This window comes from Streptomyces sp. NPDC002884 (assembly GCF_040295245.1).
In the GTDB taxonomy this organism is placed as follows: domain Bacteria; phylum Actinomycetota; class Actinomycetes; order Streptomycetales; family Streptomycetaceae; genus Streptomyces.
This window is the reverse complement of sequence record NZ_JBEOVB010000004.1, coordinates 221,807-233,985: the sequence shown is the minus strand read 5'-3', so window position 1 is coordinate 233,985 and position 12,179 is coordinate 221,807. Positions and strand designations below refer to the sequence as shown.

Sequence of the window (12,179 nt, the reverse complement as noted above, 5' to 3'; positions counted from 1 at the left end):
CGGCCCGTACCGGTCACAGACCCGTGACGCGCAACGTTCCTTATCTCCCGATTAGGTCGTTACGGCGAAGGTGTCGACCGCGACGTCGAAGTACTCCCGCGCCTCCCGCACCTTGCCGACCGGCGCCGACACCCACACGTCGTACAGCAGCCCGCCCTCCTCCCAGCACAGGTCGTACGTGTGCCGGGGGCCCTCCGCCGCGCTGAAGCCGTCCCAGGTGAACTCCCAGAGGGCGGCGGGGCTCCCGCCGTGACCCGTCTCGGTGACCCGGCCGTCGTGGTAACCGGGGTTGGTGTCCGGGCCCTTGGCGGCGGCGGACTCCATCACGGCGAGCGGGCCGCCGGGCGGTGCGGCGGCGATCTTGATGCCGAGCCGGAAGACCTGCCCCGGGGACAGGTAGAAGACCCGCTCGCCCTGCGGCAGCCGGGTGAAGTCCTCCGGCACGGCGAGCGAGAACCCGGCGGGGTCCACCGCCACGCGGTAGCCGGAGGGGGCGGTGGGCGTGCCCGGGCGGTCGCCCGAGGCGGCGGAGGCGGGGCCGGCCGTGGCGGACGTGGCCGGGAGGGAGGGCCGGGCGGAGGTGGTGGAACCGGACGGGGACCGGGTGGCCGAGGGGGTCCCGGTGGGCGTGGGGCTCGTCGAGCCGCCGCCCGGGAGCCCCGGCGCCGAACTCGTGGGTGTGCGCCCGCCGTCGCCGTCGCCGTTCAGCAGCAGCGCGGCCGCCGACACGCCCGCCCCCGCCATCGCGGCGACCAGCAGCGCGGCCACGAGCACGCCCCGGGTGGAGCGCTCCCGGGCCGGCGGCTCCCACCGCGGCTGCGGCAGGTCCGCCTGGGTCGGCGTGTACCCCGACGACACCGGCCGCGGCGTACGCCCGGTGTCCAGGTAGGCGCGCAGCAGCCGCTCCGCCTCCGCGGCGCCCAGCCGCCGGTCCGGATCGCGCTCCAGCAGCCCCCGCACGACGGGCAGCAGCGGTTCGGCCTGCGCGGGTGTCCGGATCTCGGCGAAGACGACGGCGTGCAGGATGCCGCCCAACGAGTCGCGGCGGAAGGGCGATTCGCCGCTGAGCGCCGTGCACAGCAGCGCGCCCAGCGACCACAGGTCGGACTCCGCGCCGGTCCGCGCCCCGGACATCCGCTCCGGAGCGGTGTACTCGGGCGAGCCGACGAACGACCCGGTCTCGGTGAGCGTGGTGGCGCCCGCGACCTGCGCGATGCCGAAGTCGGTGAGGACGACGCGGTCGCTGTCGCCTTCGAGCAGGACGTTGGCGGGCTTGATGTCCCGGTGCAGGACCCCGGCCGCGTGCGCGGCGCGCAGGGCGCCGAGCAGGGCGATGCCGATCCGCGCCGCCTCGGCCGGCTCGATGGGACCCCGCGCGGCGATCCGGTCGGCGAGCGAGCCGCCGTCGATCAACTCCATGACGATGTACGGGCGTTCGCCGTCCTCGACGACGTCGTGGACGACGATGATGTGCGGGTGGCTCAGCTGGGCCACCGCGCGGGCCTCGCGCAGTGTCCGGTCGCGGCGGCCACGCGCCTCCTCGTCGGAGAGCGTGTCGTCCCGGGTCAGCTCCTTGACGGCGACACGCCGTCCCAGCAACTGGTCGGTGGCGCCCCACACGACCCCCATGCCCCCGCGCCCGAGCCTCGCGTCCAGCCGGTAACGGCCCGCGATGACCCGTACGCCGTCCCCGCCCCCCTCGGTCCCCATGGGCCCATCATGCCCCAACGGACGTCACGCCTCCGGGGCGCCGTCCGGCCAACTACCGGGACGGGCGCAACCCTACGAAGTCGGCTCCCGCCAGCTCTGCAGTACGGACTTGAACTGCTTGGCCGTCTCGGTCCAGTCCTCGGCGGGCGAGGACATGTAGATCGCGTACTCGGTGCCGTCCCGGGACACGTACGTCTCCTCGATCGCGCGGCGCGGCCCGGGAAACTCCGTGTCCTTCGCCTGCGCGGTCCAGGTGTACTCCCACTCGGCGCCGTCCCGGTCCCGGTAGACGTTCTTCTCCAGGGTGACCCGGTTGTAGGCGACCAGCCGCTTGAGCTGCTGTTCGAGGTCGATCTGGTGCGCGTACGGGTCGCTGAAGTCGGGGGACCTGTCGAGGGCGATGCGGATGAAGTGCTCGCCGCCGTCGGGCGTGTAGTCGATCTGTTTGAGGTCGCCGTCGTCCTGGTACACGTCCCGCTCCCAGCCCTTGGGGAGCGAGAGCCCGAAGCCCAGCGGGTCGTCGATCTCCTGCCAGGAGTCGGTCCCCTCCTCGCCGGGGGTGCTCGTCCCTGCGGGAGTGGTCGGGCTCGGCGAGGTGGACGCCGAAGCGGACCCGCCGGTGCCCTGCCGCCCTTCGTCCCACTTCTGCCACGCCACCGCCGTACCCCCGCCGACCAGCGCGGCGGCGACGACCACGAGCGCCAGCACCCGACGACGGCGCCGAGGCGGCTGGGACCGGCTCGACGGCCGTGTGTCCGGGCCGGGGCCGATGTGCGTCGGCCCCACGGCGGTCGCGGCCGTCACGGGGTGACCGGGTACGGGCGTCGCCGTCTCCGGCGCCACCGGTACGTACGCGGTGCCGGCCGTCGGGTGGGACAGCGGGTGCGCCCCGGAGTGGTGGCCCCCCGAGGTCCGGTCGGGCCCCCCGTACTGCGTCGGCACGTACGCCTGCGCCCCGCTGGGGCGCCTGCCCTCGGCCGCCTGGGCGAGGAGGTGTTCGGCCTCGGTGGTGTCGGGCCGGGCGGCCGGGTCCTTGCGCAGCAGGGCGCTGATGACCGGGCCGAGCGGGCCGGCGTACCCGGGGTCGGCTGCCTCCTCCTCGACGACGGCCTGAAGAGTGGTCAGCGGCGAGGTGCGCCGGAACGGCGACCGCCCCTCGACCGCCGTGTACAGCGTCGCACCCAGCGCCCACAGGTCGGAGGACGGGCCGGGGTCCTGGCCGCGCACCCGCTCGGGGGCCAGGTAGTCGACCGAGCCGACGACCTCCCCGGTCCGCGTGATGGTGCTGTCGCCCTCGATCTGGGCGATGCCGAAGTCGGTGAGGAGGACCCGGCCGTCGTCCGAGAGCAGCACGTTGCCGGGCTTGACGTCGCGGTGCAGGACACCGGCGGAGTGCGCGGCGCGCAGGGCGCGCAGCACCCACAGACCGATCCGGGCCGCCTCGGTGGGCTCGACCCGCCCGTCCTCCTTCACGGCGTCGGCCAGCGAGCGGCCCTCGACCAGCTCCATCACGATCCACGGGCGGCCGTCGTGCTCGAGCACGTCGTGCACGGTGACCACGGCGGAGTGGTTGATCCGCGCGGCCGCGCGGGCCTCCGCCCTGGTCCGCGCCAGCAGGACGGCCTGGTCGCTCTCCGCCACGTAGAGCGCGGCCGTCAACTCCTTGATGGCGACGGCCCGGTGGAGCAGCTCGTCGTGCGCACGCCACACCCGGCCCATACCGCCGCTCCCGATGGCGTCGGCGAGCCGGTAGCGACCCGCCAGGAGCAGGCCCTGCATCTGATTCACGTTGCCCCGCAATGCTCTTGACAACGTCAGCCTAAGGACCGGGCCGCCTCCGGGGAACCAGCGGGGTGCCAAGGTGACAGCACTGTGACGGTTGTCGCTTCCGGTGCCGGGTGGGAACCGGACGCGACCGGGCGGGCGCTCAGCCGGTGAACTGGTACGTGGCCGACGCCTGCTCGAACAGCCGGGTGACCTCGTCCCGCTCGGCCTCCGGACCCCTGACCTGCACGATGTGGTACCGCCCCGAGATGAGGATCGCGACATTGCGGACGTAGAGCGCCCGCCCGTCGCCGTCGGTCCAGGTGAACTGCCCCTCGGCCATGGTCCGCGCGCCCACCGTCGTCGTGCGCAGCCCGGAGGCCGTCGCCCAGCTGGAGTCACGGTACGGCTGGAGCTCGCTCTCCTTCTCCCGCTGGTAGACCATCGGGTCGCTGCCGTTCGACGACGCGCTGTCGCGTCCGGGTACGACGATCAGCTCGAAGTCACCGTGCCCGTACACGACCTGGCCGCGCCCGTTCTTCGGGGTGCGGTCCCAGCCGTTGGCCACGGCCACCCGGAAGCCGGCGTCGTCCGCCCGGACGGTGAACCCGTCGGCGGCCTCCGCCCCGGACCCGCCGGTCTGCGTCTGGGTGGCCTGCGCTCCCGAGGACGCCGAGGACGGGGAGGCGCCGGTGCCCGGCGAGGTCTGGTCGGGCCGGGGTTCACTGCTCGCCTCGGGCGCCTGGCCGCCCGGCGCCCCGGTGGCCCCGGTCCGCTGCGAGCCGTCCGAACCGGCCGCGCCCTCCTCGTCCGCCTTGGGCATGAACAGCAGCGCGTACGCGACCGCGCCGGCCAGCACGAGCAGGATCAGCACCAGCAGGGTGCGGCCGAGGCTGCGGGGTGACCCCTTCGCCTCCGGCCGGCCCCGTTTGTGCCGGCCGTGGGTGGCGGGCAGACCGGCACGCCTTCTGCGCACCAGTTCGCCGCGGCGGCGGACGATCGGCAGCCTGCGTGGATCGGTCGGCGGCGCGGCGACGACATAGGTGCCCGCCTCCGGCTCCGGCGCGGACCGCACCAGCGAGCGCAGCCAGCCCCGCAGTTCCTCGAAGTCGAGGCGCTCGGTCGGGTCCTGACGCAGCAGCGACTCCACGACCGGCCTGAGCGGTCCGCACTCCTCGGCGAAGGCCGGCGGTTCGGCGCACACCATCTGCACCAGCTCGGCCGTCGACTCCTCCGGGTAGGGCGCGTGCCCCTGTACGGCCCGGAAGAGCAGCGCGCCCAGCGCCCACAGGTCGGTCGCGGGACCGATCGGCGCGGCCAGCTGCCAGTTCTCGTGCACCGGTCCGGCCTGCTCGGGTGCCCACCGTTCGGTGACCGGCCCGACCACGGCCATCCTCGCCTGACGCGCCCGTTCGGCGGCCAACGCGGTGCCGGGCCCGCGCCGCGCGGCGCTGCCGGGCGCCACGGCCCCCGGCTCGCCCCAACGGGCTCCGCCCCGCGCCTCACCCGGCGACCCCTGCCCTTGCCCCTGCCCGGGAATCTGCGCACCGGGGACGGGCGTGAGCGCGGCGTGCGACGCCGGTGGGGCCGCGTACGGTGCGCCACCGGGACCGGGACCGGGACCCGGACCGGCGGTGTGGACGTGGGGGGCGGACTGCCCCTGGCCGTACCCGGCGGGGCCGGGCACGGGCGCGCCCGAGACGCCGTAGGGGTCGGCGATCTGTCCGGGGGGACGGGCTCCGGGAGGACGGGCTCCAGGGGCCTCGTGGCCGTCGTCGGCCGGGGTACGCGCGCCCGGCAGGGCCGCCCGTCCGTTCTGCTGCGTCTCCTGGGCCTCCTGCACCCGGGCCGCCGCCCGCGCTCCCGCGCGGTACGCGGCGATGGCCCCGGCGCGCGCGGCCCGGATGTCTCCGCCGGACTCCGTCGGCGCCCTGCGGGCCACCGCCCCGGACGCCCCGCCGCCGCCGGACGGTTCGCCCGCCGGCACCGGCAACGCACCGGACGCCCGCGCCTCTATGGCAGCCCGCCGGGCGGCCTCGGGATCGACCGCACCGGAACCGAACCCGCCCCCACCGGAGCCGGCCCCGACGGAGCCGCCGAAACCACCGAAGCCCGCCGAGCCACCCGGACCGGCCGGGCCGCCGTGAGCTCCGTGAGCGCCCGGGCCGTCCTGCTGGGGCGGGGGCGCCGAAGCCCGGGGACCGCCGACGCTCCCGCCGTGGCCCGCGCCGCCGTTCCCCCGGCCCGCCGCGCCCTGCTCACGCTCCGTCGCGTCCGGAGCCGGTACCGGGTCGTACCCGCACAGCGCCTCCTCCGCCGCGCCGACCGCCAGGCCGGTCAGCATGACCCGCCCGTCGTCGCAGACCAGGACCGTGCGTGCGGTGATGTTCCGGTGCACCCAGCCGTGACCGTGCAGCACCCGCAGTGCCATGAGCACGTCGGAGGCGACCTCGGCCGCCCGGTACGGCGTCAGGGGTTTCTCGGCGAGCAGTGCCGCCAGCGGCCGAGCGGCCACCAGTTCACTCACTATCCACAGCGAGCCGCCCTCGGCGAACACGTCGAAGACCTGGTCGAGCCGTGGATGGTCGGGAATGCTCGCCGTGGCCTGCGCCGCCTCCAGGGCACGCCGGACGACGGGGTCGGCGGGCCGCCGCGTCCCCTCGCCCACGCCCACGCCCCGGGGTCTCGGTCGCCGCGCCCCGCGCTCCCGCGCCGTGAACCCCTCGGGCAACCCCTCCGCGTCGAGCACCTCGGCCTCGACGACCTCCGGCAACGGCACCTGGCGGACCAGGACTTCCTGTCCGCTGTAGGTGTCGAAGGCGCGCGTCTCGGTGAGTTCGTACTCGTCGGAGGGCGGCAACGGCAGACGGTAACGGTCGACGAGTACTCGACCCGCGTAGTCGTCCACGTTGCCTCCCCCGGCCGCCCGGTCGGTCAATTCCGTTCGCGTTGCGTGCCGTTACAGCCGTATCCGGCCGAATAGCTGGATGCGTACGGTCCGCAAGCACTCACGATACGTGCCGGAGGCAACCCGCAAAGAGGGGATGCCAGATCTCACGCCCGAACACGGCTGCCCGGCGGCCGCTACTTCTTGGGCGTGAAGGTCTCCGTCAGCGTCGTCCAGGTGGTCTGCCGCAGGTCGGTACCCCATGCGGCGGACTTCGCCGTGTACATCAGCGCGTACCCGAGGCCGTCGTTCACGACGAACCCGCGGTCGATGGTGCGGTACGCCGTCCCGCCGTCCGAGTAGGTGAACTCCCAGTCGGCCGTGTTCCAGCCGCGGTAGTCCACCTGCTCTATTCGGATCTTCTTGTACTGCGAGCGCGTCATGTAGCGCTCCTGGTTCTTCCAGTCGGCGACGGGGTCGTCCTTGGGCGTGGTCGTCCAGGCGACGAGCAACTTCTGTCCGTCGGGCCCGGTGAAACGGTCGCCCGCGGAGTCCGAGGACCCGTACTTCCACCCCGTGGGCAGCCCGATCGTGTACCCCTGACCGCCCTTGTACGTCGTCGCCGCACCGCTGCTCTGTGACGCGGTGACGCCGGATCCGGCGCCCCCGGCCGCGGAGTTGCCGCCCGAAGCGGAACCGGACGACGCGGCGGCGGACTGCGAGGAGGACGACGACCCGTCCGCACGGGTCCCGCTGTCCTCGTCCTCCTTGGTGTCGGCCTTCGCGCTCGCGCCCCCGGTGGCCACCGGCCCGGAAGCGCCGCCGCCCTTCGCGCCGGCGGTGTCGTCATCACCGCCCAGGGTGAGGGCCAGCACGGTACCGAGCACCGCGAGCGCCACGACCACGGCGATGATCACCAGCGTCCGCTTGGGCACCACATCGGTCAGCGGCGCCCTGGGCACGGGCCGCGGCGGCAGATCCGGCGGCGTCATCACGGGCCACCCGGAACTCCGCCCGGCACCCCCGCCATTGCCTCCGGAACCGGAACCGGAACCCGCACCAGAACCAGCACCCGCGCCGACACCTGCACCTGCGCCCGCACCGGAACCGGAACGAGCCGCCGGCACGGACGGGGACGCCTGCGTCGCGCCGGACACCGGCCTGGACGCCGGCCGGGAGGACGGCCCGGACGCCGAAGCCGACGCCGGTCCCGTCGTGCCCCGGGAGGCCGGGGTCACCGGCGCGGCGGCGGACGGCGCGGCGGCGGAAGCGGCTGCCCCGGTACCCCGGGCCGCACCGCCCCGGCGCGCCTCGCTCTGCTGCGCCTCGGGCGCGCCCACCGAACCGGAAGCACTCGTGCCGTTCGCCGACTTGGCGCGGGCCGCGGCCGCCGAGGTCGCGGCGCCCGCCGCGACGGCGGCCTTGCGCACGGACCGGAAGGCGCCGCGCAGCTTCTCGCCCGCCTCCGCGCCCGCCGAACTCCCCCTGCCACCGGCGGCGTCCGGCAGCGCCGGCAACGGCACGACCTTCGTCGCGTCCGCCGGCTCGGCGTGCCGCGGATCTGGGGCGTGCAGCACCGCGTTGAACATCGCCCGCGCACCGGCGTCGTCGAGCCGCCGCGCGGGATCCTTGGTGAGCAGGCCGTAGATGACGTCCTTCAGCGGACCCGCGTTCTTCGGCTCCTCCAACTGCTCGGTCATCACCGCGGTGAGCGTGGCGATGGCCGAACCCTTGTCGTACGGGGGCGAGCCCTCGACCGCCGCGTACAGCAGACCGCCGAGCGACCACAGGTCGGCCGCCGGGCCCGGCTTGTGACCGCGGGCCCGCTCCGGGGAGATGTACGAGGGCGCGCCGACGAGCATGCCGGTGGAGGTGATCGACGGATCGCCCTCGACCTGCGCGATGCCGAAGTCGGTGAGCACGACCCGGCCGTCCTCGGCGATGAGCACGTTCGACGGCTTCACGTCACGGTGCAGGATGCCCTCGCGGTGCGCCGAACGCAGCACGTCGAGGATCGCCAGCCCGACCTCCGCCGCGCGCTTCGGCTCCAGCACGCCGTCCTCACGGATGACCTCGGCGAGCGACTTGCCCTCGACGAGTTCCATCACGATCCACGGCCGGTCGTCCTCCTCGACCACGTCGAAGACGGTCACCGCGCTGTTGTTGCGGATCCGCGCAATGGCCTTGGCCTCGCGCAGTGTCCGCGTGATCAGCCGGCGCTTCTCGTCCTCGTCGATGTTCCCCGGGAACCGCAGCTCCTTGACGGCGACCGTGCGTCCGAGGGTCTCGTCCTCGGCTCGCCACACCGTCCCCATGCCGCCGCGGCCGAGTACATCTCCCAGCCGGTACCGCCCGGCGAGGAGACGTGCGCTCTTGTCCTGACGGGATGCTCCCGCCCGCTCCGCCTCCGACATGCGTCCCCTCATGCAACCCGCCCTGACAGAGCCTCCATTGTCCCTCACCCGACAAGCGCCCGACGCCCAGGGTGCCCCTCATCCCTTCCCGGCCGCACTCAGGAGCGGTGCATTCCGGCCAGAAGGTGCAGCACGCTCCGGCCACGGAGCCCCACGGGCCCCTTTCGTGGGGCGGGGACCGGATGAAGTCGGGCGTGACCGGCCCTGGATGATGAGCCTGCCGGGGGAGGAGAGAAGAAGGGAGGGGTCGTGATGCGACCCGTGCGGAGCATGGTGGCCCTGCCCGTGGCCCTCGCGCTCCTCGGCCTGTTCGCGACCGGCTCCCAGGCGGCTCCCGTACCGCCCACGGATTCCCTCCTCCCGCTGCTCCTCACCCGGGGCAGGGCGCCCGCCGCCGCCCTGCTGGCCCGTGAGGAGAGCGGTACCCGCTACGCGGAGGCGGGCCCGGGCATCTCCCGGTCCGACCACTTCCGGGCCGGCAGCATCACCAAGACCTTCCTCGCGACCGTCGTGCTCCAACTGGCCGCCGAGCACCGGCTGTCACTGTCCGACACGGTGGAGTCGCACCTGCCGGGCCTGGTGCGCGGGGCGGGCAACGACGGGCGCGCGCTGACCCTGCGTTCCCTGCTCACCCACACCAGCGGCCTGTACGACTTCACCCGGGACACCGAGGGCACCGTGCCCGTCCTCCCGCTGCAAGCCGTCCGTATCGCCGTCACCCACCCTCCGGCCGACCCCGGCCGCTTCGCCTACTCCAACACCAACTACGTTCTGCTCGGCCTGGTAGTCGAGCAGGTCACCGGCCGCCCGTACGCCACGGAGGCCGAACGGCGGATCATCTCTCCCCTGCGTCTGACGGGCACCTCCTTCCCCGGCTCCCGCACCTCTCTGCCCTCCCCGCACGGCCGCGCCTACGACCCGGACGGGACCGACATCACCGAACTCGACCCGCGGGTGGCCGGGGCCGCGGGCGAGCTGGTGACCACCCTCGCCGACCTGAACCGCTTCTACACGGCACTGCTCGGCGGCGAACTGCTGCCCCCGCGCCGGCTGCGCGAGATGCTCGACACCCGTACCGCACACGGCTCGTACGGCATGGGCCTGTTCCCCGCGAAGCTCCCGTGCGGCGTCACGGTGTGGGGGCACAACGGCCGGATCTCCGGCAGCTACGTGCGCACCGCGGCCACCGTCGACGGTCGGCGTGTCCTCACGTTTCGGGTGAACACGACGGCGATCGCAGACCCCGCCCTCGAACCGGCCCTGCTCGCCGCCGAGTTCTGCCCTCGCAATCCGTAGAACGAGCCGGTTCCGAACGGAGATCCCGGATCACCACACCCGTTCGAGTGAATCGGCCCCGCGAAAGCGGAACCCGGCCCGGCCGAGCCCGGCGGAACTCAGCCGAACCCGGCCGGACAGGACCGGACAGGAACCGGGCGGCACCGGGGCCACCGGCGGCCACCGGGCGGCCACCGGGCAGCACCAGGCAGCACCAGGCAGCACCAGGCAGCACCAGGCAGCACCAGGCAGGATGCGGGAAGTCAGAGCGGCACGATGTCCGGCGCTCCCAGGCGGGCCGCGTCCGCCGTCAGGTCGTCGGGCTGGCGCTGCGACTCCCGCTCGGCCTCCACCCGCTTCTCGTAGTGCTGGACCTCGCGCTCGATGTGGTCCTTGTCCCAGCCGAGGACCGGCGCCATCAGCTCGGCGGCCTCACGGGCACTGCGCGTGCCCCGGTCGAAGGTCTCGATGGAGATGCGGGTGCGGCGCGTCAGGACGTCGTCCAGGTGCCGTGCTCCCTCGTGGGAGGCGGCGTAGACGATCTCGGCGCGCAGATAGTCGTCGGCGAACTGGAGCGGCTCGCCCAGCGTCGGGTCGGCGGCGATGAGGTCCAGCAGTTCCTCCGCCATCGCCCCGAAGCGGTTCAGCAGATGCTCCACCCGCACCACGTGCAGGCCGGTCCGCGCGGCGATCCGCGCCCGCGCGTTCCACAGCGCCCGGTAGCCCTCCGCGCCCATCAGGGGCACGTCCTCCGTGACGCAGTCGGCGACCCGCTGGTCGAGCCCGCGCACCGCCTCGTCGACGGCGTCCTTCGCCATCACCCGGTACGTCGTGTACTTGCCGCCCGCCACGACCACCAGTCCCGGCACCGGATGCGCGACGGTGTGCTCCCGCGACAGCTTGCTGGTGGCGTCGGACTCGCCGGCCAGGAGCGGCCGCAGCCCGGCGTACACGCCCTCGACGTCGTCGCGGGTCAGCGGCACCCGCAGGACCGAGTTCACATGCTCCAGCAGATAGTCGATGTCCGCGCTGGAGGCGGCCGGGTGGGCCTTGTCGAGGTCCCAGTCGGTGTCGGTGGTGCCGACGATCCAGTGCCGGCCCCAGGGGATGACGAACAGCACGGACTTCTCGGTGCGCAGGATCAGACCGGTGGAGGAGCTGATCCGGTCCCTCGGCACGACGAGGTGGATGCCCTTGGACGCGCGGACGTGGAACTGTCCGCGCTCCCCCACCATCGCCTGGGTGTCGTCGGTCCACACACCGGTGGCGTTGACGACCTGCCGGGCGCGGATCTCGTACTCCCCACCGCCCTCGACGTCCTGCACCCGAGCGCCCACGACGCGTTCGCCCTCGCGCAGGAAACCCGTCACCCGCGCGCGGTTGGCCACCTTGGCCCCGTAGGCCGCGGCCGTGCGCACGAGGTTGGCGACGAAGCGGGCGTCGTCCATCTGGGCGTCGTAGTACTGCAACGCGCCGACCAGCGCGTCCTTCTTCAAGGCGGGGGCGACCCGCAGGGCGTGGCCGCGGGTCAGATGGCGGTGCATCGGCAGACCCCGGCCGTGCCCGCGGGCCATGGACATCGCGTCGTAGAGCGCGACGCCCGAACCGGCGTACAGCCGTTCCCAGCCCTTGTGCTGGAGCGGGTACAGGAAGGGCACGGGCTTCACGAGATGCGGAGCCAGCCGCTCCAGCAGCAGCCCGCGTTCCTTGAGCGCCTCCCGTACTAGTGCGAAGTCGAGCATCTCCAGATAGCGCAGGCCACCGTGGATCAGCTTGCTGGACCGGCTCGATGTGCCCGACGCCCAGTCGCGCGCCTCGACCAGTCCCGTGGACAGTCCGCGCGTCACGGCGTCCAGGGCGGTGCCCGCGCCGACCACCCCGGCTCCCACCACCAGAACGTCCAGCTCTCGCTCGGCCATGGCTGCCAGTGACTCGGCTCGCTGTGCCGGCCCCAGTGTCGCTGTCCTCACCGCTGCCTCCCGCTGTCGCTCGCGCCGGCCGCACCCTCAGGGCGAGATCCGGTTCCTATCCCTCATGCCCAAATTCTGACCGTGATGCCCGGCTTCAGCCACCACTCGCCCCCAGCCTGTGGACAACTCTCACGAAACCCGGACCGGCCTTCCGGGAAA

6 protein-coding genes are annotated in these 12,179 nt (G+C 73.8%); 1 reads left to right on the top strand and 5 read right to left on the bottom strand.

Going from position 1 to position 12,179, the window contains the following annotated elements:
• Positions 1–51: 51 nt before the first annotated feature.
• The 4 genes from ABT070_RS11190 to ABT070_RS11175 form a co-directional block, all read right to left on the bottom strand.
• Positions 52–1,710, bottom strand: a complete 1,659-nt coding sequence (locus tag ABT070_RS11190) for a serine/threonine-protein kinase (RefSeq protein WP_351757856.1) — start codon at positions 1,708–1,710, stop codon at positions 52–54.
• Between the two features lie 72 nt (positions 1,711–1,782).
• On the bottom strand, positions 1,783–3,489 hold the full coding sequence (locus ABT070_RS11185; RefSeq protein ID WP_351757853.1) for a serine/threonine-protein kinase: 1,707 nt from the start codon (positions 3,487–3,489) through the stop codon (positions 1,783–1,785).
• Between the two features lie 148 nt (positions 3,490–3,637).
• A complete protein-coding gene (locus tag ABT070_RS11180) occupies positions 3,638–6,382 on the bottom strand; it encodes a serine/threonine kinase C-terminal domain-containing protein (RefSeq protein WP_351757850.1) in 2,745 nt (914 codons plus the stop codon).
• Between the two features lie 176 nt (positions 6,383–6,558).
• Positions 6,559–8,775, bottom strand: a complete 2,217-nt coding sequence (locus tag ABT070_RS11175; protein WP_351757847.1) for a serine/threonine-protein kinase — start codon at positions 8,773–8,775, stop codon at positions 6,559–6,561.
• Positions 8,776–9,027: 252 nt separating this feature from the next.
• Between ABT070_RS11175 and ABT070_RS11170 the strand changes: the two genes are divergently transcribed.
• A complete protein-coding gene (locus ABT070_RS11170) occupies positions 9,028–10,071 on the top strand; it encodes a serine hydrolase domain-containing protein (RefSeq protein WP_351757845.1) in 1,044 nt (347 codons plus the stop codon).
• Positions 10,072–10,313: 242 nt separating this feature from the next.
• Here ABT070_RS11170 and ABT070_RS11165 read toward each other — a convergent pair whose 3' ends face one another.
• A complete protein-coding gene (locus ABT070_RS11165; RefSeq protein ID WP_351757843.1) occupies positions 10,314–12,020 on the bottom strand; it encodes a glycerol-3-phosphate dehydrogenase/oxidase in 1,707 nt (568 codons plus the stop codon).
• Positions 12,021–12,179: the final 159 nt, after the last annotated feature.